Source organism: Gordonia sp. 135, assembly GCF_009720185.1.
GTDB classification, from domain to species: Bacteria; Actinomycetota; Actinomycetes; order Mycobacteriales; family Mycobacteriaceae; genus Gordonia; species Gordonia alkanivorans.
In genome coordinates, this window is the sequence record NZ_CP046257.1 from 671,113 (window position 1) to 695,185 (window position 24,073).

The window sequence follows — 24,073 nt, forward strand, 5'->3', positions numbered from 1 at the left end:
TCCTTCGTCGCTCAGATGTTCTGATCAGAGGGGTTGCTGGGGAAGATGCGGTAGTCGGCACGGGTGAGAAGTTCGCCGCGCGCGCATTCCCAGCCGCTGCCGTAGTCCTCGAAGGACAAGCGTTCGTCGCCGGCCTGGTAGTCGTGGTACGCCATCCGGCCCGACGCCGCGACGCCGGTGGTGCCCGCCGAGGTGAACCGGGCGCTGCCGGCCTCCTCGGAGTGGTAGCGGCGGCCGTCGACCTCGACCGTGTCGGGTCCGGGCTCGACGACGACGCCGGACAGTTCATGCCACAGCACGACCTCGAGGTCGGGATCGTCCTCGACCGAAATCCAGGCCTTGGTGCCGAGTCCGGTGTCGAGGAAGTTCTCGGTCCAGACGTATCCGTCCTGGGTCAGCCGCACCGTGCCGCGTACCGCATAGGTCTCGCCTCGTAACTCCACGAGGTCGCCCGGTTTCAGTTGGCGCGGGTCGCCGTAGACGGAGTCGTCGTCGGCCGAGGAGAACGGATCTCCGGGCCGGTACGTGCGGTTGCGCAGGGCGTCCGCCTCGGCCTGCCGGGCCTTGCGGTTGCCCAGGTAGTTGAAGATGACGACCACCGCGATGATCGCGAGCAGTGCCACGACGATGATCAGCAGGAACTCCACTCCGCCGACCCTAGTCGACCGATGGGTCTCCTGAGGTCACTCGTCGGTGATACGGATGACGAGGGGCTGTGGATGACATCGGTTGGTGCGGAGGTGTCCGTCAGGGCCGTCCGATCTGTGCGACAGCCTCCTCGGTGTCGGGGGGCTGTCCGTAACAGACGGCGATGCGCACGCTCATTGCCGTGCCCCCTTGGCAACAAGGGTCAGGACGTCGTAGGTGGCGACGATGTCGTCGTTCTGGTTGGTCACCAACGCATCCCAGCGCACCTCGCCGTAGTCGGCGCTCGGACGTGGGGTCAGCTCCTTGGCGGTGAGAGTGACGGTGAGGCTGTCGCCTGCCTTGACCGGGGTGAGGAATCGGAGAGTGTCGACGCCGAAGTTGGCCAGCACCGGACCGGGATTCGGTTCGACGAACAACCCCGCGGCCAGGGACACCACAAGATAGCCGTGGGCGACGATGCCGCCGAAAAGGGGATTGGCCGCGGCCGCCCGGGCGTCTGTGTGCGCATAGAACGTGTCGCCGGTGAACTCGGCGAAGTGGCTGATGTCGGCGAGCGTCACCTGTCGTGGACCACCGACGACGGTATCCCCGATTCGCAACTCCGCCAGATTTTTCCGGAACGGATGGACATCACCGAGGTGGCGCTGCGACCCGGTGACCCAGCTGTTGCCGACCGCGGCGAGTACATCGGGTGTGCCCTGGACGGCGGTGCGCTGCATATGATGCAGCACGCCGCGGATGCCGCCGAGTTCCTCACCGCCACCGGCGCGACCGGGTCCGCCGTGCACCAGGACCGGCAGAGGAGACCCGTGTCCGGTCGACTCCCGGGCGTCCTCGCTGTTCAGCACCAGTATGCGTCCGTGGTAGGGCGCGAGGCCCAGAACGATCTCCTGTGCCACACCGGAGTCTTTGGTGACCAGCGAGGCCACGAGGCTGCCCTGTCCGCGGGCCGCGAGTGCGATGGCGTCGGCGGTGTCGGCGTAGCCGATGACGGTCGAGACCGGACCGAACGCTTCGATGTCGTGGGGCTCGTCCGCATTGTTTCCGTTGGCGCGCAGCAGGATAGGGGAGATGAAGGCGCCGGACTCGGTGCCGGTGCCGACGGCATCGACGTGTTCGGGGTCGCCGAAGACGATCTCGGCGGACTTGGTGAGACCCCGAACGGAGGTGCGGACCTCTTCGCGTTGCGCGAGACTCGCGAGGGGGCCCATCGTGACCCCGTCGGCACGGGGGTCGCCGACCACGACCCTCGCCAGAAGCGCGCTGGTGGCGTCGATGACGGCATCCACGCGGTTTGCCGGGACGAGGGCGCGCCGGATCGCGGTACACTTCTGGCCGGCCTTCACGGTCATCTCGGTCACGAGTTGCTCTACGAACAGGTCGAATTCGGGATCATCAACGGCAACATCGGGTCCCAGAATCGATGCGTTGAGTGAGTCGGCCTCGGCGGTGAAGCGGGTTCCGGCGGCGACGATGCCCGGGTGTGAGCGCAACAATGCGGCCGTCGCGGCCGAACCGGTGAACGCGACCGTGTCCTGTCCGTCGAGATGATCGAGCAGATCATGTGTGCTGCCGCAGATCAGCTGGATCGATCCCTCGGGCATGATGCCGCTCTCGATGATCCGGCGGACGACGAGCTCGGTCAGGTAGGCGGTTTGACTGGCGGGCTTGATGATCGACGGGACACCCGCGATGAACGCGGGTGCGAGTTTCTCCAGGAAACCCCAGACCGGGAAGTTGAAGGCGTTGATCTGTACGGACACCCCGCGGCGCGGGGTGTAGATGTGTCGTCCGAGGAAGGTGCCGTTTTTGCCGAGTCGTTCCACGTCGCCATCGAGATAGACGCTGTCGTTGGGCAGTTCGCGACGGGCCTTGCTCGCGTAGCTGAGTACCGTGCCGATGCCGCCGTCGATGTCGACCGCTGAATCCCGCGTCGTCGCGCCGGTGGAGGTGGACAGCTCGTAGAACTCCTCTTTGCCCGCCATGAGGGTGAGTCCGAGTTGTTTGAGCAGCCCGGCACGCTCGTGGAAGGTCAGGCTGCGCAATGCGGGGCCGCCGACCGCCCGGGCGTGGGCGACCATCCCCGCCACGTCCAGTCCCGACGACGAGATGCGCGCGACGTCGCTGCCGTCCACCGCGCTCGTCACCACCGTTCCCGCGTCGTCAGCGGTGAACCATCGTCCTTGCGCGTAGCTCTCGAGCAGTCTGGTCACATCAACTCCATCCACCGTACGTTCGGTCGGTTATTACCTTCACCGGGAGGATGACGAGTTGTCAAGAGGGGGTGTGGGCGTCAGCTACGACGGAGGCCGTCGAAGGTCAGTGCGACGACGGCATCGCCGAGCTCGGTGGCCGAGCCGCCGGACCGGGGGCGGTACCACTCGATGAGTGAGTTCACGGTGCCGAAGAGCAGGCGCGCGACCAGTGCGGGGTCGATCTCGGGGTTGAGGTCGCCTTCGTCGGCTGCCGCCGAGACGAGCTCGGAGACGAATGCGTCGAACTCGCGCCGGCGGGCCATCGCGCGGCGTTCGACCGCGGAGTTGCCGCGAACCCGCAACAGCAGGGTGACGTACGGGAGCTCGGCCACCAGAATGTCGACACTGCGTCTGACCAGGTATTCCAGCCGGTCGATGTAGCGACCCTCGGTCGCGCGGGCCTCGACGGTGACAGCGAACAACGCGTTGAGGGCGCGGTTCAACGCCAACTCCAGGAGTTCTTCCTTTCCTGCCACGTGGTGGTAGATCGAGGACTTGCTGATGCCGAGGCGCTCCGCAAGGGCGTCCATGCTGGTGCCGTCGTAGCCCTTGTCGTTGAACACCTTGACCGCCACCGCGAGGAGTGAGTCGAGGTCGTACCCGGGTCGGCCCGGCCGACCGGTCTTGCGGGGGGCGCGAGTGCTGGCCATGTCGATCATCTTGTCATCTCGTCCCGCATGCATCGGTCAGCCGGGCGAGCGTCGGGGTATTGATTACCGACCGAAAGGTTGGTTACTGTTGCGACACCACGGAAGGAGTCCAGATGCCCGATGCGCACACCGTCGAGGTCGAGGAGCGCGATGACCGATTCGTCGTGACGCTTGACCGGCCCGCTCGACGCAACGCCATCAATGCCGCGATGGTCGCCGAACTGCACGACGCGTGCGCCCGGATCGAGCGTGACCCCAAGCCGCTCGTGCTGATGGGCCGCGGTGACGACTTCGCCGGCGGCGCCGACATCGCCGAACTCCGCGACCGTCGCCGCGAGGACGCCCTGGCCGGTATCAACCGGTCGCTGTTCGATCGCGTCGCATCGCTGCCGCTGCCTACGGTCGCCGCGGTGAGCGGCCGCGCCCTCGGTGGGGGCGCGGAGCTGTCCTACGCCTGTGACATCCGGATCGCCACGTCGACCGCGGTGTTCGGCAACCCCGAGCCCGGGCTCGGCATCCTCGCGGCCGCGGGGGCGAGCTACCGGCTGCCGGCCCTGGTCGGCATGTCGGTGGCCAAGCAGGTGCTCCTCGGCGGGCTCACTCTCGACGCGGTGGCCGCGCGGGAGGTCGGGCTCGTTGCGGAGATCGCCGATGATCACGTTGCCGCCGCGCACCGGCTCATCGACCGGATCGTTCGGCAGTCGTCGCTGGCGCTGAGGCTGACCAAGACCATTCTCGATGCGGCGGGGACGCATTCATGGGCCGACGACATCGCGCAGGCGGTTCTTTTCGAGACCGAGGACAAGCAGGAGCGGATGACCGCCTTCCTGGAGAGGAAACGATGACCGAGATTCCCGCACGCGTCGGAGTGGTGGGCGGTGGCCGTATGGGTGCGGGGATCGCGCAGGTGTTCGCGACGCTCGGGTCGGCAGTGACCCTCGTCGAGACCGCCGACCGGCAGGCCGCACTGGACCGCGTCGTGGCCGGGCTGCGTCGTGCAGACGAGCGTGACAAGCTCGACGGTCGAGACGTCGACGAGGTGGCGGGCCGGGTGTCCACGGCCGCCGCGGTTCACGACCTGGCCAGGGACACCGACCTCGTGGTGGAGGCGGTCCCCGAGGTGCCGGCCCTCAAAGTCGCCGTCCTGACGGCCGTCGAGGTTGCGGTGGGGACGCGGACTGTCATCGCCTCCAACACGAGTTCCATCTCCATCGCCGAACTGGGCGCCGCACTCACCGATCCAAGCCGATTCGTCGGTATGCACTTCTTCAACCCCGTGCCGGCCTCGTCCCTGGTGGAGATCGTACGGTCGCCGACGACCTCGACGTCTGCCGTGGACGTGGTCCGCCGATGGGTGGCCATGCTCGGGAAATCAGAGGTCCTGGTGAATGATTCGCCAGGCTTCGCCACGAGCCGGCTGGGGGTTTGCCTGGGGCTCGAGGCAATTCGGATGCTGGAGGACGGCATCGCGGACGCCGAGTCGATCGACCGCGCGATGGAACTGGGATATCGGCATCCGATGGGCCCGTTGCGTTCCACCGACCTCGTCGGTCTCGACGTGCGTCTGGCCATCGCCGAACACCTCGAAGGCACCTTGGGTGGTCGATTCTCGCCGCCACAGTTGTTGCGTGACAAAGTCGCCCGCGGCCACCTCGGACGTAAGTCCGGCCGCGGGTTCCACGAGTGGGAAGGCTCGACATCATGACCGTGACCATCGACATCGCCGACGGGCTCGCGACCCTGACCCTGGCTCGCGCGCAGGCGAACAACGCACTGGATGCCGCGACCAAGGTCGCCTTCCTGGACGCGGTGGCCGCGGCGGCTGACGACTCGTCCGTCCGGGCAGTCCTCCTCACCGCGGAGGGGAGGAACTTCTGTGTCGGACAGGATCTCGCTGAACATCTCATCGCGCTCGAGTCAGACCCGGCGACCGCGATGAACACGGTGGCCGAGCACTACAACCCGCTGGTGCGTGCCCTGGCGGCGCTGCGGGTGCCGGTGGTGTCAGCGATTCCCGGTGCGTGCGTGGGCGCGGGCTGGGGTCTGGCGCTGGCCACCGACATCCGTATCGCTGGCGGCAAGACCTCGTTCGCGACCGCGTTCAGCGGCATCGCCCTCGCGAGCGATTCTGGCCTCAGTTACTCGCTGGTGCAGCGTCTCGGTGCCGACCGCGCCCGCGCTCTGCTGCTCCTCGGCGAGAAGATCGGTGCGCAACAGGCGTTGGACTGGGGTCTGGTCCACCGGGTCGTCGACGACGAGGACGTCGTCGACGTCGCTCGGGAGATCGCCCGTGCCCTGTCGGAGGGCCCGACCGCGGCCTACCGCGAGATCAAATCGCTCGTGGCCGCATCGGCCGACGGCCTCGACGCCGCACTCGATCGTGAGCTCGACGCGCAGGTCAGGCTGGGCGCCGGCGCCGATCATCGAGCCGCCGTGTCGGCGTTCGTCGCCAAGGATAAGCCGGTCTTCATCGGGTCCTGAGACCGGATCGGTTGTGCCCGGCTCACTGCCATACACACTAATCCCGACTGAACAGTCGGTTTTGAAAGCAGAGTGAATGACCACGTCAAAAGCCATAACCTACGACGATTCCGCTCGCCTTGACGAGTTCGACCGGACGGTGGCGGACGACCTGAGGATCGAGCCGCGGGACTGGATGCCCGATGGCTACCGCAAGACCCTGGTTCGCCAGATCGCCCAGCACGCGCATTCGGAGATCATCGGCATGCAGCCCGAGGGCAACTGGCTCACCCGGGCGCCGTCTCTGCGGCGCAAAGCGATCCTCATGGCGAAAGTCCAGGACGAAGCCGGTCACGGCCTCTACCTGTACTCGGCCGCCGAGACGCTGGGTGTCGAGCGGGCCGACCTCACCGAGAAGCTGATCGAGGGCAAGCAGAAGTACTCGTCGATCTTCAACTATCCAACCCTCACCTTTGCCGACGTCGGCACCATCGGGTGGCTGGTCGACGGAGCCGCCATCTGCAATCAGGTTCCGTTGTGCCGCAGCTCCTTCGGCCCGTACGCGCGCGCCATGATCCGGGTGTGCAAGGAGGAGTCCTTCCATCAGCGGCAGGGTTACGAACTGCTCTCGACCATGATGCGCGGGACCGATGCGCAGCGCGCGATGGTCCAGGAGTCGGTGGATCGCTGGTGGTGGCCCGCGCTGATGATGTTCGGCCCGCCCGACGACCGATCGCCGAACACCGAGCAGTCGATGAAGTGGCGGATCAAGCGACACACCAACGATGAACTGCGCCAGCGGTTCGTCGACATGAGCGTGCCGCAGGCCGAGGCGCTCGGCGTGACCTTTCCCGACCCGGACCTCATCTGGAATCCCGACCGCGGAGCCTACGACTTCGGTGAACCGGACTGGAGTGAGTTCACCGAGGTCATCAAGGGCAACGGCGCGGCGAACGCCGAGCGCCTCGCCAATCGCCGAGCCGCACACGAGAACGGCGCATGGGTGCGCGAGGCCGCCATGGCCTTCGCCGCACGTGGACAGGAGGACACACGGTGAAAGACCACACGACGAGGGACCACACGACGAGGGACCGCATGGTGAGGGCGGACTGGCCGCTGTACGAGGTGTTCCTGCGAGGCAAGCGCGGACTGAACCACGTGCACGTCGGCTCGCTGCACGCCGCAGACGGCGAGATGGCGTTGCGGCATGCACGCGATGTCTACACACGCCGCAATGAGGGAGTGAGCATCTGGGTGGTGCCCTCGACCGCGGTGGTGGCGTCGAGTCCGTCGGAGAAGGACCCGTTCTTCGACCCCAGCGGTGACAAGGTCTACCGGCATCCGACGTTCTACGAGATCCCCGACAACGTCCCCCACATGTGAGGTTGCAGGACAGATGACAGATCACGAGAGCGCCTACGACGGCCTCGTCGACGAGGACTCGCACGGGCAGTGGGCTTTCGGCACCAGCTTCGACGACCCGCTCGCCGGCGTGGACACCACGGTCCCTGCAGACATCTACCCGAGCACACTTGCGGAGTACTGTCTGATGCTCGGTGACGACGCACTGATCAGTTCGCAGCGGCTGACGCAATGGGCCACTCGCGCACCTGAACTCGAGGAAGAGGTCGCACTGGCGAACATCGGTCTCGACCTCCTCGGCCAGGCCCGGTTGCTACTCGCACGGGCCGCGGCCGCCGACCCGAAGGTGGTCCCGGTCATCTCCGAGACCTCCCCGGCGCCCGTCGAGGACGCGCTCGCCTTCTTCCGTGACGAAACGGCCTTCCGCAACGTTCGGCTCGTCGAACTGGACAACGGGGACTTCGCGGTGTCGATCGTCCGCCTGCTGGTGTTCACCACCTGGCGGTTGGCGATCTTCGACCGGCTCCGCATGTCCCGCGACCCGGTGCTCGCTGCCGTGGCGCAGAAGGGCGTCAAAGAACTTACGTACCACCGCGACTACGCGGCGCGCTGGACGGTCACACTCGCGTGCGGCACCGCCGAGTCACGGCGTCGTGTCCGCGAAGCGCTCGTGCGGGTGTGGCCATACGTCGAGGAACTCTTCCGGCCGACCGGCGAAGAGATCACCCTGGCCTCAGCCGGGGTGGGCGTCGACCCGCGGACCGTCCGGGACGAGTTCGACGCGGTCGTCGATCGGGTCCTGCACGCCGCCGAACTCGATCGTCCCGCGGGCGGTTCCGTCGGCACAGTGGGGGGCCGCGAAGGGCGGCGCGGCCTGCACACCGAGGCGATGGGCCTGGTGCTGGCCGAAATGCAGAGCGTCGCCCGCGCACACCCCGAAGGTGTGTGGTGAGCATGACCGGAGCGCTGAGCGAGACCGGCGCGGAGACCGCGCGGGAGATCGTCGCATCGGTCACCGACCCGGAGATGCCGATGCTGACTCTCGCGGACCTCGGCGTCCTGCGCGACGTGGAGATCGACGACGACGGTTCGGTGGTCGTGACGATCACCCCGACCTACTCGGGTTGTCCCGCGATCGCGACCATGCGCGACGACATCGAGTACACCCTTGCGCAAGAGGGTTTCTCACGCGTCGCGGTGCGCACACAGCTGCAGCCCTCGTGGTCGACCGACTGGATCTCGCCGGAGGGTCGGCAGAAGCTGGCCGAGAGCGGGTACTCGGTTCCCGGCGCGGTCACCTCACGTCCGAGCGGACCGATTCCGCTCACCCTCACCGCACGCCCCCGGGCCCTGACGTGCCCCCGATGTGGTTCCCCTCACACCCAACTCGTCTCGGAGTTCGGCGCGACGCTGTGTAAGGCGCAGTACCGCTGTCGCGGTTGCCTGGAGCCCTTCGATCATGTGAAGGAGATCTGACATGACCAGCACCGCCGAGGCGGTCGTCTCACCGTCGCGCACCAGGTCGTTCCACAGCCTGACCGTGGCCGATGTCGAGAAACTCTGCGACGATGCCGTAGCTGTCCGCTTCGAGGTCCCCGCCGACCTCGCCGCGGACTATGACTTCCGTCCGGGACAGTCGCTCACGCTGCGGCGCTTCGTCGACGGCGTCGAGCATCGCCGCTCGTACTCGATCTGCGCGCCCACCGGTGCCGCGCCCCGGATCGGGGTTCGCGAGGTCGCCGACGGACTCTTCTCCAGCTGGCTGGTGCGCGACGTGCGGTCCGGCGACCGCATCGACGTCGCGCCGCCGGCCGGGTCGTTCGTCGCCGATGCTGCGGCAGGCGGTCGGCATGTGCTCATCGCCGCGGGTTCGGGGATCACGCCGATGCTGTCGATCGCCGCGTCGGTCCTGGACAACCCGGACGCACAGGTGATCCTGCTCTACGGCAACCGGCGCACGAGGTCGGTCATGTTCGCCGAGGAGATCGCCGACCTGAAGGACCGGTTCGGCGCACGGTTCGAAGTTATCCACGTGCTGTCCCGCGAACCGCGTGAGGTGGAACTGTTCAGCGGCAGGCTCGATGCGGATCGACTGCGCACGATCCTGGACACCCTGGTCCCGATTCCCGACATCGACCACTTCTGGCTGTGCGGACCCTACGGAATGGTGACCGATGCCCGAGATGCGTTGAGTGTCAGGGGCGTCGCGGGAGATCAGGTCCACTTCGAGCTGTTCTACGTCGACGACGTTCCGCCGCCGCAGGAGACGCACCGCGAGCCCGGTGTCACCGGACCGAGCAGCGATGTCACCATCGTCCTCGACGGCCGATCGGTCAGCGGACGACTGTCGCGAGAGGTATCGATCCTTGACGCGGGCGAACAGTTGCGCTCGGACCTGCCGTTCGCGTGCAAGGGTGGAGTTTGCGGAACGTGCCGGGCCATGGTGACCCTCGGCGAGGTCGACATGCGCCGCAACTATGCTCTCGAAAATTCCGAGGTGGCAGACGGATTCGTCCTCACCTGCCAGACTTTCCCTGTCAGCGACAGCGTCACTGTCGACTTCGACGCCTGACACGATCCTGGAGTACGACGATGACCAGCACCCTTTCTCGACCCACCGCGGAGCGTCCCGAGTCGAACCTGGAGTTCGCCTCTCGTGACGAGATCGCGGCAACTCAGCTCGCACGGCTCAAGTGGTCGTTGCAGCACGCCTACGACAAGGTCCCGCATTACCGCGCGGCGTTCGACTCACGAGGTGTGCGCCCCGACGACCTGCAGGAACTGTCCGACCTGCGACTGTTTCCCTTGACTGCGAAAAACGATCTGCGGGAGAACTATCCGTTCGGAATGCTGGCGGTACCGCACGAGCAGGTATCGCGGATCCACGCGTCATCGGGTACCACCGGCCGGCCGACGGTGGTCGGGTACACCGCCGGCGACCTGGACACCTGGGCGGACCTGGTGGCCCGCAGCCTGCGTGCAGGCGGCGTGCGGCCGGGGGACAAGGTGCATGTCGCATACGGGTATGGACTGTTCACCGGCGGTCTCGGCGCCCACTACGGCGCAGAACGTCTGGGTTGCACGGTGATCCCCATGTCGGGAGGGATGACCGAACGACAGATCCAATTGATCGAGGACTTCCGGCCGGACGCGATCATGGTGACGCCGTCGTACATGCTGACGATCGTCGACGCGATGCTCGCCAGGGGAATCGACCCGGCCACGACCTCGCTGCGCCCCGGAGTCTTCGGTGCCGAGCCGTGGACCGAACAGATGCGTAGCGAACTCGAGCAGCAGCTCGGGATGGACGCGGTCGACATCTACGGTCTCTCGGAGGTGATGGGGCCCGGGGTTGCGCAGGAATGTGTGGAAACCAAAGACGGACTGCATATCTGGGAAGATCACTTCTATCCCGAGATCATCGATCCGATGACCGGTGAGGTGCTTCCCGACGGGGAGGAGGGCGAGCTGGTGTTCACCTCTCTCACCAAGGAGGCGATGCCGATCATCCGGTACCGTACCCGAGATCTGACCAGGTTGCTCCCCGGAACCGCGCGTTCCATGCGCCGTATGCAGAAGGTCACCGGCCGGACCGACGACATGATCATCCTGCGCGGGGTGAATCTGTTCCCCACCCAGATCGAGGAACTCATCCTGAATGTCCCGATGCTGGCCCCACAGTTCCAGTGCGTGCTGGAACGGCCCGGACGCATGGATCAGTTGACGGTGAAAGTCGAGTGCCGCCATGACGTTTCCGGCGACCACCGCGGAACGGCAGCCGTCGAGCTGCAGTCGCTGATCAAGGACCGGATCGGCGTCACAGTGGCGGTGGACGTCGTCGAATCCGGTGCCCTGTTCCGCTCGACGGGCAAGGCCAAGCGACTCGTGGACAACCGTCCCCAGGGCTGAGTAACCAGCTCCCGGGCGAGGAGTCACGAATGCCGTGCAGGCGTGCGTGACTCCTCGGTCCGGGTCGATGCCGCGACAGCTCTGCGCAACTCGGTGATGACGGACGACGTGTCGGAGTTCCGGGTGCAGAGGGACAACGGGCACGAGGGCACGTCGTCGACCGGGACGAAGGCCACGCCGGGGTTCCGGTAGCTCTGCGCCACGAACTGCCCGGTGATGGAAGGGGCCTGGCCGGCCGCCACCACCTCCAGCAGTTCGTCCATGGTGCGGACCGACGGCCCGTATCGCACGACTGCGCCACTCGGCCGTGGATCGCAGGCCCACCAGCGCACCCAAACGGGGTCGGCGTCGTCGTTGGTTACGTGGATCTCGTCGTCGAGGTCGGCGAGGTGGACCACCGAATGGTCAGCCAGCGCATGAGTTTTCGGCAGAGCTACGACTCGACCTTCGTGGCGGATGACGTCGAGTCGCAGGCCGCTGGAATCGGCGAAGGGCGGCCGCACCAGTGCGGCGTCGACCTGGCCCTCACGCACCGCGGAGGTCTGGTGCGACCACGGGAGTTCGACCATCTGCACCGTCACGTCGGGTACCCGGCGCCGCAGCTCGTCGAGGATCTCGTGGGTGCGGCTTCCCGTTGACGCCGTCATGAAGCCGATTCGCAAGGTGGGACAACTCTCGGCGGTAGCTGTCCACCGCGGCGACAGCCCGGTCCGCTGCCGAGACCGACTCTCTGGCCTCCGCGAGGAACCGTTCACCCGCCGGGGTCGGACGGACGGGGCGTGCCGTCCGGTCGACCAGCTCCGCACCGAGGGACCGTTCCAGCTTCCGGATCTGCTGACTCAGCGATGGCGTGCTGATGTACAGACGCTCCGCAGCGCGTCCGAAATGCCCTTCGTCGACGACGGCGATCAGGTAGCGCACCAGGTGCAGGTTGAGGGTCACAGGGACAGACTCTATCAAGTGGATGTGATGTAGACCACTAGTCTACGAGCCGCTCATCTGCGATGTTAGGCAAAAGGCTAACGGTAGCGAGTGGATATGTCATGGACGCGACGTTGTGCCGAGGTCGATGATTGACCTCACACCGAAGGTCTGATCAGTCCCGCCGATCGCGGGCTCGGGCATCGGTGCCGGAGATCATTCCGGCCGACTCGCCGCCATCTTTCGCGGCGACTTTCTCACTCCTCGTACGACGGGAAATCATGTCCAATTCTTCAGCACCCAAACGGTCGATCGTCACCGGAGCCGCATCCGGAATCGGGTACGCGATCGCCGAGCGCCTCATCGCCGACGGAGGGTCGGTGGTCGCCTTCGATCTCGACTCCGGTGGTCTGGACGACGCGGCAAAACAGCTCGGCGACAACTACATTGCCCAGCCGGGGAGTGTGACCGACGCGGGCGACATCCAGGCGGCGGTCGCCCGTGCGGAGTCCGACCTCGGCGGCCTCGACAGTCTGTTCAACGTGGCCGGCGCGATCCGTCCTGGTCCGATCACCGACTTGGACGTGGAAACATGGGATTTCACCGTCGACATCGTGCTGCGCGGTGTGTTCCTCTGCACCAAGTACGCGGCGCAGAGCATGATCCGTGCCGGTAACGGCGGATCGATCGTCGTCGTGTCATCGGTCAATGCCCACATTCCGCTGTACGGCGGAAGTGCGTATGCCGCAGGCAAAGCCGGTGCAGACATGTTCGCCAAGAACGCGGCCCTCGAACTGGGGCGCCACGGAATCCGCGTCAACTCGGTCCTGCCCGGTCTCGTCGACACCCCGATGGCCGGCTTCATCCTCGAAAACGAGGGAATCATGGCCGAATTCGACGCCAACGCAGTCCTCAAGCGGCCGGCCAAGCCGTCGGAGCTCGCGGCCCCCGCGGTGTTCCTGGCCTCCGGTGACGCCAGCTACATCACCGGTTCCAGCCTCGTCGTCGACGGCGGTTACGAGATCGGTAGTTACCCAGACCTCAGCAAGTACCTGTGAAGGAGAGAGCACAACAATGAGTACAGCCCACGTTTCCGTTGCCACCCGTACGTCGTATGAGGAGGAGTTCGTCCACATGATGGACGACGTCGACGACCTCATAGACACCCTGGAGAATCCCAAGCACCGCAAGATCCTCATCAACTATCGCAGGCATGGACTGTTGGAGGTCTCCGGTCGCTACGAGGAACTGCTCGCACCCAACATGACCGTCCCGCATCCGCACTACCGGCTCTTCGAAGGTGGGCAGGGGACCATCCTCGACGGGATGGACACGGTTCGCGCCTTCTATCAGCAGCTCGCTGCGATGGACATGCTCGTGATGTGGACGGGAAAGCAGAAGATGGCCGTGCACGACTGGGGCTTCGCCGGAGAGGCCGAGTTCAGCCAGTTCGTGCCGGGTGCGTTGCTCGGCGACAACGTCTTCGATTCGGTGAACAACGATCCGGGCGCACCCTCGTCGTCACAGTACGACGCCGACTCGTTCTACCTTGTCCGCCGGACGCTCGCCTTCTTCTGGCCCTACGACGAGGACGGCAAGATGATCGGCGAGCACGTCTACGAGGACACCGAGTCCAAAGTAGTCACCAAGGTCGGCAACGACGAGGTCATCACCGGCGCGCGCGCCGCCGAACTGTTGGCTCCGATCATCGACAAGTACGGCGTGCCGCAGTGACCGGTTCGAGGGTCTGATTCGCTTCGGTCGACGAGCCGCCGCGGGGGAACCACCCCCGCGGCGGCTCGTCGTGCGGGGTCGTGGGAATCAGCGGTCGATGTCACGCAGCAACCCGATCACCGGCGCGAACTGCTCGAGGACCGGTTCGAGGACAGTGAGGTAGCTGATCCCGGTGCGCTTCCGGAGTTCGACGAGGCGTGCGGCGATGTCGGCGGCGGAGCCGATGAGGACCGACGGTAGGTCGAGGAACTCCTCCGGACTCATCGGCAACTCCCACTTCGCGATGTTCTCCTCGGCGATGCGTCGCGGGTCGTCGGTGACCACGACGATCTGCATCAGCAGGTTCCACTCGACATCGCCGGACCTGGCGCCGGCCGCGTCGCGTGCGAACGCGACCCGTTCGTCGAAGTCCGTGGCCGATAGCGGCTCGAGGTCACCTTTCCGACCGGTGCGCGCCGCGGTGAACCCCACGATGTCGGCGTGCTCGGCGGCCATCCGAAGCACACGGTCGCCGTTGCCGCCGAGAAGCAGAGGCACGCGCCCCTGTACCGGACGTGGGGTGTGCTCGGGGGCGGAGAGCAGTGAGGTCACCCGGGCCACGGTGTCGCCCAGATGGTCGACGCGGCGCCCGGCCGTTGGGAATTCGATTCCGGCCGCCTCGAACTCCTCCTTGACGTAGCCCGTGCCCAGGCCGAGCTCGACACGGCCGTCGGACAGCTGGTCGACGGTCGCCACGTCGCGGGCGAGCAGCACCGGGTTGGTGAATGCCGCGTTGAGGACGAAGGGCCCGACGCGGAGGCGTTCGGTGGCGGCGGCGGCCGTCGCGAGCGCAGGCCAAGGGCTCGGGATGCCCAGGTGGTCCGGGACCAGCAGGACGTCGAAGCCGAGCTGTTCGACGTGTCGCGCGCGGCCTTCCCACGACGCGCTGGAGTCCACTGCGAGCATGTTGACCCCGAACCGGAACGCCCTGGACGCGAGAGACATGTCCTCAACGTAACCAGGGTCGCCGCGGCCGGCCGGGCGAATGCGGTGGCCCCGGTCCGGTGCAACCTTGCACTCGGCAGGGTCGAGTGCTAAAACGGACCTTGGCACTCGCGAGCTGTGAGTGCCAGGTCGGGACGGTGAGATCGGTACCGAATGACACACCGGTCGTCCGTCGCGGGCACCGAGTTCCGGCCATACGAACCTAGTGTCACCCCCTTCGGAGGATCACTTACCCATGGCCAAGCAAATCGCGTTCGACGAAGAGGCCCGTCGCGGCCTCGAGCGGGGCCTCAACAGCCTCGCCGACGCAGTCCGAGTGACGTTGGGACCCAAGGGTCGCAACGTCGTGCTGGAGAAGAAGTGGGGCGCCCCCACGATCACCAACGATGGTGTGTCCATCGCCAAGGAGATCGAGCTGGAGGACCCGTACGAGAAGATCGGTGCCGAGCTCGTCAAAGAGGTCGCCAAGAAGACCGACGACGTCGCAGGTGACGGCACCACCACCGCTACCGTTCTGGCCCAGGCCCTCGTTCGCGAAGGTCTGCGCAACGTCGCTGCCGGCGCGAACCCGCTGGGTCTGAAGCGCGGCATCGAGAAGGCCGTCGAGGCCGTCACCGAGTCGCTGCTGAAGAGCGCCCGGGAGGTCGAGACCAAGGAGCAGATCGCTCAGACCGCAGGCATCTCGGCCGGCGACCCCTCGATCGGCGAGCTCATCGCCGAGGCGATGGACAAGGTCGGCAAGGAAGGCGTCATCACGGTCGAGGAGTCCAACACCTTCGGCCTGCAGCTCGAGCTCACCGAGGGCATGCGCTTCGACAAGGGCTACATCTCGGGCTACTTCGTCACCGACGCCGACCGCCAGGAAGCCGTCCTCGACGACCCGTACATCCTGCTGGTCTCGGGCAAGGTCTCGACCATCAAGGACCTGCTGCCGCTGCTGGAGAAGGTCATCCAGGCCGGTAAGCCGCTGCTGATCATCGCCGAGGACGTCGAGGGCGAGGCCCTGTCGACCCTGGTCGTGAACAAGCTCAAGGGCACCTTCAAGTCCGTCGCCGTCAAGGCTCCGGGCTTCGGTGACCGCCGCAAGGCCATGCTGGCCGACATCGCCATCCTCACCGGTGGCGAGGTCATCAGCGAAGAGGTCGGCCTGTCCCTCGAGGGCGCCGGCGTCGAGCTGCTCGGCACCGCCCGCAAGGTCGTCGTCACCAAGGACGAGACCACCATCGTCGAGGGCGCGGGCGATCCCGACGCCATCGCCGGTCGCGTGGCGCAGATCCGTGGCGAGATCGAGAACAGCGACTCCGACTACGACCGTGAGAAGCTGCAGGAGCGTCTGGCCAAGCTGGCCGGCGGTGTTGCGGTCATCAAGGCGGGCGCGGCCACCGAGGTCGAGCTCAAGGAGCGCAAGCACCGCATCGAAGATGCCGTGCGCAACGCCAAGGCTGCCGTCGAAGAGGGCATCGTCGCCGGTGGTGGCGTGGCCCTGCTGCAGTCGGAGCCGGCCATCGACGCACTCTCGCTCGAGGGTGACGAGGCCACCGGCGCCAACATCGTCCGCGTCGCTCTCTCGGCTCCGGCCAAGCAGATCGCGATCAACGCCGGTCTCGAGCCGGGCGTCGTCGCCGACAAGGTCCTGAACTCGCCCACCGGCACCGGCCTCAACGCCGCCACCGGTGAGTACGAGGACCTGCTGGCCGCCGGCATCAACGACCCGGTGAAGGTCACCCGCTCGGCGCTGCAGAACGCAGCCTCGATCGCGGCTCTGTTCCTCACCACCGAGGCCGTCGTCGCCGACAAGCCGGAGAAGAACGCTGCTCCGGCCATGCCGGGTGCCGACGAGATGGGCGGCATGGGCTTCTGATTCAGAACCCCTAGCTTCACCAGCTCTACATCTCACGAGCCGGCCCACTCCCTTCCAGGAGTGGGCCGGTTTCGTGTGTTGGTTCTCGAGTCGCCGCCGGAATGGTGCGCGGCAGAAGGTTTCACCCAGGTCCTGGAGAAGGTGCACGCCGACTGACCCGTCGTGTGTGAACAGTCGGGTTTGGGTATGGCACTCCGGATGCAGACGTTCCTCGTGGCAAGACTCTCGCTCCACATCTCCGGCGCGTCCGGTGGACCGGCACGGTGGCACGGTCATCGGTGATCCCGCCGGCGCTCCTGCAGAATCCGCGGCGGATGTTCCCGGGGCCGGTGGACGCCTAGGAAACGCCACGCCCGCCGACGACACGCCGCGGGTCGTCCGACCGGTCGAATTCTTGTGCGTGCATGTGCCGAAGGCGATGAGACATTCGTCGAATCCGATCTCCAACGTCGGTGACGCGATTTGCAGAATGCCCGGTCACAACGTTTTTGGCCGAGTGAGGACGGTCGTCCTAATGATCACGAACTCGTGATTGTGGATTGCTATTCGCGATTGCGTTCTCGAGGATTCGTGTCGGAATCGCTGAACAAACCGATGCTGTCGTCGCGGGTGAGTATGGTCGCGAATGTATTCGGATCGATACCCGAGCGTTGGAAATCTGTTGTCCGGGCAGGTTCCACGCGTCGACATATGAAGGGACGATGATGTCCGTGACGAGCGGCAACCTCCATCGCCGTACGGTCCAGGCGTTCATCGCATTCGTCGTAGCCGTTGTCTCGATTGGCTTTTCCGTGACAGCGACGGCGGACACGGGGGCCAAGTCCAAGCGGGCCGACCGGCTCGCGGAAGCGATGGCCGAGGGGCGGGCCCTTGACCTGACTGTGCACTCGACGTCGATGAACCGTGATGTGCCGATCCGGATTCTCGTCGCGGCCGACAGGTCGGTGCCCCGGCCCACGCTTTATCTGCTCAACGGATCCGGTGGTGGGGAGGGTGATGCACACTGGTTCGCCCAGACCGACATCGTCGAATTCGCCGCCGACAAGAACGTGAACATCGTCGTTCCGATGAGTGGCGGATACAGCTATTACACGGATTGGGTGAAGGTCGATCCGGTCTTGGGCCGTAACAAGTGGACGACATTTCTGACCCAAGAGCTGCCCCCGGTCATCGACGCGAAGCTGAACGCTACCGGGGCCAACGCCATCGCGGGGATCTCGATGGCAGGAACATCGGTGCTCGCCCTGGCCGAGGCGGCGCCGGAGCTGTATCGCGGGGTCGCGTCCTACAGCGGATGTGCCGAGACCACCACCAGGCTCGGCCAGTTGGCCGTCCAGGCGGTGGTCGGCGGGAACGGCGGGGACATCACCAACATCTGGGGACCCCTCGATGCGCCCGGCTGGCGTGCTCACGACCCAGTGGTCAACGCCCACAAACTCCGTGGCAAGGCGATTTATGTCAGCAGCGGCACCGGCATGCCCGGAAGGCACGATCACCTGGCAAACGAGGCGATCGACGGTGACGTGGTTGAGTACGCCAGGATCGTCGGCGTAGGCGGCCCTCTCGAGGCGGCGACCTACTACTGCACGCAGAACCTCGACAAGAGGCTCAAGCAGCTACGCATCCCCGCGACGATCGACTACGAGCCCGGGACGCATTCGTGGCCGTACTGGCAGGACCAGCTGGCCAAGTCGTGGCCGATGCTCGAGCGCGCTCTGACCCGCTGATCTGCCGGCTGGACGCCGGTGAGGCGTGTTCATCTGCGACGATGAGTCGCGTGACTGTGACACCCGGTGCGCCGAGCCCGATCGGCAGCCTCCCGAATCTGCGTGACCTCGGCGGCTGGCGGACCGCCGACGGGCGAGTGGTGCGTTCCGGGTTGCTGTTCCGGTCGACGGACTTCTCGTCGCTCACCGACTCCGATGTCGCCGCCCTCGAGAGCCTCGGCCTGCGCACGGTGTACGACCTCCGTTCGGTGCACGAGAGGGAGGCCATCCCGGACCCGTCCCTGCCCGACGTCACCGAGGTCGGGCTCGACGTGCTCGCCGACGCGCAGATGTCGATCCCGGCCAACATCGGTGCCGTACTCGCTGATCCGGCCGTGGTCGCCCAGGCCGACAAGGTCCTGGCCGGGGGTAAGGCGCGGGAGATGATCTCGGGTACCTACCGCGAGATGATCACCCTGCCGAGTGCCACGGCCGCCTACTCGGAGTTCTATCGCGGGCTCCTCGGCGACGCGCCGAGCCCGATCCTCTTCCACTGCACGACCGGCAAGGACCGCACCGGTTGGGCCGCCGCGGCATTCCTCACCCTGGTCGGGGTGGGTGAAGAGGACGTCTACCGCGACTACCTGCTGACCAACGAGCGCCTCATCCCGGCGCTGAGGCACATCTTCGACGGCTTCGCGGCCGCGGGCGGCGACCCGCAACTTCTCGTCGGCGTGCTCGGCGTCGACGCGGGATACCTCGACGCGGCCTTCGATGAGGTGCGGACCAGATACGGCGGCATCGAGGGGTACTTCAGCGAGGCGCTCGGTATCGGTACCCGCGAGCAGGACAAGATCCGCGAACGTTTCCTCGTGGAGGCCTGACCCGGGTCCACCGGAAGACGATGCGCGTGGTCATGCCGTGTGCGACCACGGTCTGCGTACCCGGTCGGACACGCCTCCCGGGCGATCGGGCTATGTATAGTTGCATAGACCACCCGGACGAGATGAAGGAGCAGGTCATGGCGCCGCATTCCGCCGAATCCGTCATCTCCGGATCGGATGAGCGTGGTCCGCGTGAGCGGATGATCGTCCATGCCGCGGACCTGATCGGTCGCGACGGTGTCGCCGCGACCTCGATCGGCGACGTCATCTCCGCGAGCGCCGCGCCTCGCGGGTCCATCTACCACCACTTTCCCGGCGGCAAGACGCAGCTCATGACCGAGGCGGTCCAGTACGCGGGAGACTTCATCGCCGAGCGGCTCGCGCGCCGGGTTACGCTCACCCCCGCCGAGACGGTTCGCGAGATCGGCGGCGTGTGGCGGCGCATGCTGGTCAACACCGACTTTCAGTTCGGCTGCCCGGTCATGGCCGGCGGCCTGGCGCGTCGCGGCGAGCCCGAGGTGGCCGACGCCGCCGCCGAGATCCTCCGCCGCTGGGCCGATCTGATCACCGCCCGGCTCGTCGTCGACGGTGTGGACAGCGAGCGCGCCGATTCGCTGGCGAACCTGATCGTGGCCGCCATCGAGGGGGCGGTCGCACTCTGTCAGACGCAGCGCAGCGTCGAACCGCTCGATCGGGTCATCGCCGAACTGGCCGCCCTCTGCGACGCCGCGGTCTACCGGTAGGCATTCCCACCGGTTCTGGCGAACCCGCAGACCTGGTCATCTGTACGTCGTTGGCTTGCGGCGGGCTCCGTAGTAGGTTCACGGTGGCGCCACCTCGGTGGCAGTACGCCGTGTGAACGACGCTGGGCCGAGTTCGGGAGGGGACACGATGACGCCGGTCTTCCGGCATGAGCTGGGCTCGGACTTCGACCGCCTCCACCCCAACGTCGCATGGCGTTACGGCATCGACTCCACCTCCGGGGTCGCCCAGATCTGCCACGGCATGTACGAGTCGGTGTACGTGTCCTCGGTCCTGCCCCCACCGGCTCTCTGGCACTACGCCAAGCGGAACGCCCTGCCGTCCAAGACCAGTCGGATGGTCCCGTTCACCCAGGCCTACTACTGCTACGTCGATGAACTCGAGCGCGAGTCCCTCGCGGTACTGCGGACCTTCCGGTACACGACCGGCCCGCGCAAGCTCAACTCCCTCCTCGTCGCGGGACGCAGCGGACTCGTCGACTACTTCGGCGACGGACCCGAGTTCCTCTATCCGATCGAGCCGTCGGTGACCCCGGCCGGCGAGCTGCTCCTCGAGAGCGGACCGATGCGCTGGCTGGGGCGCGGACCGAAGGTGGGCATGAAGGGCCTCTTCACCGCGCAGATGAAATACATCGAGGGGTGGGACGAGAAGCGCGAACGCTTCCGCTGTGACATGACGGTTCGCAATCCGGTCATCGGCGAGATCATGCATTTCCGAGGATGGTTCACGGCGGCGGACCAGGCGTGCACACTCCGCGACATCCCCGACGAGGCGTGGCCGGTGAACCTCGTCGACCGGGAGAGCTGATCCCCGTCGAGGCGCGAGCTGGGTGAACCTGGTCACCCGACCAGGACGAATCCCGACGGCGCACGGTTCGGTGTGTGCCCGCGGAGGCCGGACGGTAGGTTCACCCCATGGCTGTCTCCGCGAACATCGAATTCCACATCGCCGCCCCGGTCTCGGTGGTGATGGAAGTACTCATGGACATCGAGTCCCTCCCCGAGTGGTCGGGCCCCCACAAAGAGGCCGAGATCATCGACGAGCACGACGACGGCGCACCGAGGACCGTGCGCATGGTGGTCACCGCGGCGGGTATCTCCGACGAACAGACCTGTACGTACGAGTGGACCGACACGACCTGCGAATGGCGCCTGATCAAGTCGAATCAGCTCAGTGAACAGCGCGGCAAGTACACCGTCACCGCGACCGACACCGGTTCGCACGTGCACTTCGACCTGGAGGTCGATCTCAAGATCAAACTGCCCGGATTGATCGTCAAGCGCGCCCAGAAGATGGCCGTCGACACCTCGCGCAAGGGGCTCACCGCCGAAGCCGAGAAGCGCGCCGCCGGCTGAGCAAACCGCGCCCGAACCGGGTCGCCGTCATCCGGACGGTGTCGACCCGACGATCCCCCGGGTGGCCCGCGCGGACCGCGGGTACCCTGGGATCGTCATCAGCCCAGCCGTTGCACCATGGAGGCCAAATCCCTTGAAAATGAACAAATTTGCCGTCCGGGCGTTGGTCTTCCTCGCCGGTGGCGCCGGTTGTGTCGCATTCGCCGGGTTGTCCGGTGAGGGTGTCGCATCGGCTGTTCAGTGCACGGCGTCGAACGGGCAACAGATCGAACGGGTCGTAGGTGCGAGCGGTTGCGGCGCCAAGGCCGGATTGGGTAGCCGCGCGACCGCCGAGGACCGCAGTGGCAACGGCACGGCCATCTCCGTGTCGGACAACGGCGGCAACGCCTCGTCGTACAACCTGCAGCCGGGCTCGTCGGCCCTCGCAGGTGCCAACTCGCGCGGCGTGGCGTACTCGGTGACCACCGGTCCCAAGGCGCTGTCGATCGCGCAGGCGCGGCGCGGCGGCACCACGGTGGCGGTCGGCGGCTGGGGTGGCCAGGCCTACGCCGGACCCGACGGCGCGGTGTGCAGCGGCGGCTTCGCGGCGGCCTTCGATTCGGTTACCGGTAAGGCCTGCCTGCATTCGGGTTCCATCGATCTGCGCAACTGACCGGTCGGCTCGTCCACCGATCTGAGACCAAACCCGCCCGACGCGGCGCGTCGTTCACCGGCGCGTCGGGCGTGGTCCACCCGGTCGTCCTATCGTTGGGATCGTGACCGATCTACACGACGCAGACCCCCACGTCGGCCCGGACTTCAGTGTCCTGAACGGCCGAGAGGCACTTCAGCAACTCGTCGACCTGCACGATGTCACCCAGTTCACCGTGAACGACGACGATGACGACGACCCCGTCCTGCTGACGCTGCCGCATCGCAACGTGGTCGACACCTGGCGTCAGGACTACCCGTACTCCGAGCGCATGAGCCGGCGCGAGTACGAGGTCACCAAACGTCGCCTGCAGATCGAGTTGCTCAAGCTCCAGAAGTGGTCCAAGCAGACCGGGCAGCGCCACCTGCTGGTCTTCGAGGGTCGTGACGCCGCCGGCAAGGGCGGCACGATCAAACGCTTCAACGAACACCTCAACCCGCGTGGTGCTCGCGTGGTCGCCTTGGAGAAGCCGAGCGAGCGCGAGGCGACCGAGTGGTACTTCCAGCGCTACGTCCAGCACCTGCCGGCCGGTGGCGAGATGGTCTTCTTCGACCGGTCCTGGTACAACCGGGCCGGCGTCGAACGCGTCATGGGTTTCTGTAATCCGCAGCAGTACACACAGTTCATGTCGCAGGTCCCGGCCTTCGAGAAGATGCTCGTCGACGACGGCATCAACCTGGTGAAGTTCTGGTTCTCGGTGACCCCGCTCGAGCAGCGCACGCGGTTCGCCATCCGCCAGATCGATCCCGTCCGGCAGTGGAAGCTCTCGCCGATGGACCTCGCCTCGCTCGACAAATGGGACGCCTACACCGAGGCCAAGGAGGCGATGTTCGCCGCCACCGACACCGACCACGCGCCGTGGACGGTGGTGAAGTCCAACGACAAGAAGCGTGCCCGCATCAATGCGATGCGGTACGTGCTCAGCCTGTTCGAGTACGACGGCAAGAACCACGACTTCGTCGGTCGACCGGATCCGCTGATCGTCGGGCGTGCCGCGGACGTCGTCGGGGAGTAGCAGTCGGGGCTCGGTAGCCTCGTGGGGTGCGAAGCTTTCTGAGTGCTCTGATGACGCTCGTCGCGATGGCGGCGACCGTGCTCGCGGTCCCGGCTCTGTGGCTGGACCTGCGTATCGTCGACCAGGACGGATTCGTCTCCACCGTCGCGCCGATGGCCGAGAACCAGAAGGTGAAGGACTACCTCGCCGACGAGATCGCCGCCCAGGCCACCGCCCGCACCGATCTCCCGATCGCGGGTGCGCTGGTGCGTCCGCTGGCCGCGACGTACACCGACAGCGAGCAGTTCCGGCTCGACTTCGCCGATGTGGTCGGCCAGCAGCACGCCTGGCTGTTCACCGAACCCGCACCGGGTGAGGACACGTCCGTCATGCAGCTCGACATCACCGCGATGATCAACCGGGCGCTCAATCTGACCGGCACCCCGAACGAGATCTCGGGACCGGTCGTCGTCGAATTGACCAACGGGGCTTCGGGTCTCGAGGCCGGTAGATACGCCGAGGTCGGCAGCCAGATCACCATGCTAGCCCGGGGTGCGGCGGCGGTCGCGGTCATCGCCGGACTCCTCGCCCTTCTGCTCGCGCACCGGCGCAGCACGGTCTTCGCCTGGCTCGGGCTGGGCGCTGCCGCGGCCGGGGTCGCGAGCTGGGTCATCGGCCTGTTCTTCGCCGACCGCGCCAAGCAGGAGGTCGCGGGTGCCGAATCATCGGGTCGGCAGGTGGCCGAGCTGATCATCGACGGGGCCTACTCCGACCTCACCCAGGTCGCGCTGATCGTCGGCGGGGTGGGCGTCGCGATGGTCGTTGTCGGGCTCATCGGCCGGATGGTCTTCGCGGGCCGGCGCTGAGCCGTCCCGCTCCCTCCAGCCGCGAGCGAAG

General features: G+C 66.5%; 25 protein-coding genes and 1 pseudogene. 20 read left to right on the forward strand and 6 right to left on the reverse strand.

Annotated features, from left to right (window positions below):
- Positions 1-11: 11 nt before the first annotated feature.
- The 3 genes from GKZ92_RS03065 to GKZ92_RS03075 all read right to left on the reverse strand — a co-directional run bounded on the left by GKZ92_RS03065 (position 12) and on the right by GKZ92_RS03075 (position 3,562).
- The gene (locus tag GKZ92_RS03065) at positions 12-647 is read right to left on the reverse strand and encodes a DUF4178 domain-containing protein (RefSeq protein WP_035754916.1); all 636 of its coding nucleotides are present in this window, start codon (positions 645-647) and stop codon (positions 12-14) included.
- Positions 648-821: 174 nt separating this feature from the next.
- Positions 822-2,861: a phenylacetic acid degradation bifunctional protein PaaZ gene (gene paaZ / locus GKZ92_RS03070; RefSeq protein ID WP_040004052.1), complete on the reverse strand. Its 2,040-nt coding sequence runs from the start codon at positions 2,859-2,861 to the stop codon at positions 822-824.
- A gap of 80 nt (positions 2,862-2,941) precedes the next feature.
- Positions 2,942-3,562 carry a TetR/AcrR family transcriptional regulator gene (locus GKZ92_RS03075; RefSeq protein WP_006358068.1) on the reverse strand — a complete coding sequence of 207 codons (621 nt, stop codon included), beginning with the start codon at positions 3,560-3,562 and terminating at the stop codon, positions 2,942-2,944.
- Between the two features lie 104 nt (positions 3,563-3,666).
- Between GKZ92_RS03075 and GKZ92_RS03080 the strand changes: the two genes are divergently transcribed.
- The 9 genes from GKZ92_RS03080 to paaK all read left to right on the forward strand — a co-directional run bounded on the left by GKZ92_RS03080 (position 3,667) and on the right by paaK (position 11,284).
- Positions 3,667-4,398, forward strand: coding sequence for an enoyl-CoA hydratase/isomerase family protein (locus GKZ92_RS03080; RefSeq protein ID WP_006358067.1), 732 nt, complete (start codon positions 3,667-3,669; stop codon positions 4,396-4,398).
- Entirely contained in the window at positions 4,395-5,258 is an 864-nt protein-coding gene (locus GKZ92_RS03085) for a 3-hydroxyacyl-CoA dehydrogenase family protein (protein WP_006358066.1), read from the forward strand. The genes GKZ92_RS03080 and GKZ92_RS03085 overlap by 4 nt, the downstream gene beginning before the upstream one ends.
- Entirely contained in the window at positions 5,255-6,034 is a 780-nt protein-coding gene (locus tag GKZ92_RS03090; RefSeq protein ID WP_006358065.1) for an enoyl-CoA hydratase-related protein, read from the forward strand. Before GKZ92_RS03085 ends, GKZ92_RS03090 begins: the two co-directional genes overlap by 4 nt.
- A gap of 76 nt (positions 6,035-6,110) precedes the next feature.
- Positions 6,111-7,070 (forward strand): 1,2-phenylacetyl-CoA epoxidase subunit PaaA, encoded by a 960-nt coding sequence (paaA, locus tag GKZ92_RS03095; RefSeq protein ID WP_006358064.1) that lies wholly within the window; start codon positions 6,111-6,113, stop codon positions 7,068-7,070.
- Between the two features lie 38 nt (positions 7,071-7,108).
- Positions 7,109-7,396, forward strand: a complete 288-nt coding sequence (paaB, locus tag GKZ92_RS03100) for a 1,2-phenylacetyl-CoA epoxidase subunit PaaB (RefSeq protein ID WP_035754913.1) — start codon at positions 7,109-7,111, stop codon at positions 7,394-7,396.
- Positions 7,397-7,409: 13 nt separating this feature from the next.
- Positions 7,410-8,327 (forward strand): 1,2-phenylacetyl-CoA epoxidase subunit PaaC, encoded by a 918-nt coding sequence (paaC, locus tag GKZ92_RS03105; protein WP_006358062.1) that lies wholly within the window; start codon positions 7,410-7,412, stop codon positions 8,325-8,327.
- A 2-nt stretch (positions 8,328-8,329) separates the two neighbouring features.
- A complete protein-coding gene (gene paaD, locus GKZ92_RS03110) occupies positions 8,330-8,851 on the forward strand; it encodes a 1,2-phenylacetyl-CoA epoxidase subunit PaaD (RefSeq protein ID WP_006358061.1) in 522 nt (173 codons plus the stop codon).
- Position 8,852: 1 nt separating this feature from the next.
- On the forward strand, positions 8,853-9,947 hold the full coding sequence (gene paaE / locus GKZ92_RS03115) for a 1,2-phenylacetyl-CoA epoxidase subunit PaaE (RefSeq protein WP_006358060.1): 1,095 nt from the start codon (positions 8,853-8,855) through the stop codon (positions 9,945-9,947).
- Between the two features lie 20 nt (positions 9,948-9,967).
- Entirely contained in the window at positions 9,968-11,284 is a 1,317-nt protein-coding gene (gene paaK / locus GKZ92_RS03120) for a phenylacetate--CoA ligase PaaK (protein ID WP_075863632.1), read from the forward strand.
- 23 nt (positions 11,285-11,307) lie between these two features.
- On the opposite strand, the gene GKZ92_RS03125 is transcribed toward paaK, so the two are convergent.
- Positions 11,308-11,931 carry a LysR family substrate-binding domain-containing protein gene (locus GKZ92_RS03125; RefSeq protein ID WP_230461888.1) on the reverse strand — a complete coding sequence of 208 codons (624 nt, stop codon included), beginning with the start codon at positions 11,929-11,931 and terminating at the stop codon, positions 11,308-11,310.
- Positions 11,932-12,094: 163 nt separating this feature from the next.
- A pseudogene (locus tag GKZ92_RS23660) lies at positions 12,095-12,226 on the reverse strand (LysR family transcriptional regulator); the annotation flags it as partial.
- A 260-nt stretch (positions 12,227-12,486) separates the two neighbouring features.
- On the opposite strand from GKZ92_RS23660, the gene GKZ92_RS03130 reads away from it, so the two are divergent.
- A complete protein-coding gene (locus GKZ92_RS03130; RefSeq protein ID WP_155224979.1) occupies positions 12,487-13,263 on the forward strand; it encodes an SDR family NAD(P)-dependent oxidoreductase in 777 nt (258 codons plus the stop codon).
- A gap of 16 nt (positions 13,264-13,279) precedes the next feature.
- Entirely contained in the window at positions 13,280-13,939 is a 660-nt protein-coding gene (locus GKZ92_RS03135; RefSeq protein ID WP_006358295.1) for a hypothetical protein, read from the forward strand.
- Positions 13,940-14,026: 87 nt separating this feature from the next.
- Here the strand turns inward: GKZ92_RS03135 and GKZ92_RS03140 are convergent, their stop codons facing one another.
- Entirely contained in the window at positions 14,027-14,923 is an 897-nt protein-coding gene (locus GKZ92_RS03140; protein ID WP_035752059.1) for a TIGR03621 family F420-dependent LLM class oxidoreductase, read from the reverse strand.
- Positions 14,924-15,158: 235 nt separating this feature from the next.
- On the opposite strand from GKZ92_RS03140, the gene groL reads away from it, so the two are divergent.
- The 9 genes from groL (at position 15,159) to GKZ92_RS03185 (ending at position 24,042) form a co-directional block, all read left to right on the forward strand.
- Entirely contained in the window at positions 15,159-16,784 is a 1,626-nt protein-coding gene (gene groL, locus GKZ92_RS03145) for a chaperonin GroEL (protein ID WP_006358297.1), read from the forward strand.
- Positions 16,785-17,485: 701 nt separating this feature from the next.
- Complete coding sequence (locus GKZ92_RS03150) at positions 17,486-18,511, forward strand: alpha/beta hydrolase (RefSeq protein ID WP_006358298.1); 1,026 nt, start codon at positions 17,486-17,488, stop codon at positions 18,509-18,511.
- A gap of 50 nt (positions 18,512-18,561) precedes the next feature.
- Positions 18,562-19,374: a tyrosine-protein phosphatase gene (locus GKZ92_RS03155; RefSeq protein WP_006358299.1), complete on the forward strand. Its 813-nt coding sequence runs from the start codon at positions 18,562-18,564 to the stop codon at positions 19,372-19,374.
- Positions 19,375-19,511: 137 nt separating this feature from the next.
- Positions 19,512-20,117, forward strand: coding sequence for a TetR/AcrR family transcriptional regulator (locus tag GKZ92_RS03160; protein ID WP_006358300.1), 606 nt, complete (start codon positions 19,512-19,514; stop codon positions 20,115-20,117).
- Between the two features lie 148 nt (positions 20,118-20,265).
- Entirely contained in the window at positions 20,266-20,943 is a 678-nt protein-coding gene (locus GKZ92_RS03165) for a DUF4166 domain-containing protein (protein WP_006358301.1), read from the forward strand.
- A gap of 107 nt (positions 20,944-21,050) precedes the next feature.
- Positions 21,051-21,491 (forward strand): SRPBCC family protein, encoded by a 441-nt coding sequence (locus tag GKZ92_RS03170; protein WP_006358302.1) that lies wholly within the window; start codon positions 21,051-21,053, stop codon positions 21,489-21,491.
- A gap of 133 nt (positions 21,492-21,624) precedes the next feature.
- Complete coding sequence (locus GKZ92_RS03175; RefSeq protein WP_035752055.1) at positions 21,625-22,143, forward strand: DUF6764 family protein; 519 nt, start codon at positions 21,625-21,627, stop codon at positions 22,141-22,143.
- A gap of 103 nt (positions 22,144-22,246) precedes the next feature.
- On the forward strand, positions 22,247-23,197 hold the full coding sequence (gene ppk2, locus GKZ92_RS03180; RefSeq protein ID WP_006358304.1) for a polyphosphate kinase 2: 951 nt from the start codon (positions 22,247-22,249) through the stop codon (positions 23,195-23,197).
- Positions 23,198-23,247: 50 nt separating this feature from the next.
- Entirely contained in the window at positions 23,248-24,042 is a 795-nt protein-coding gene (locus GKZ92_RS03185; RefSeq protein WP_006358305.1) for a hypothetical protein, read from the forward strand.
- Positions 24,043-24,073: the final 31 nt, after the last annotated feature.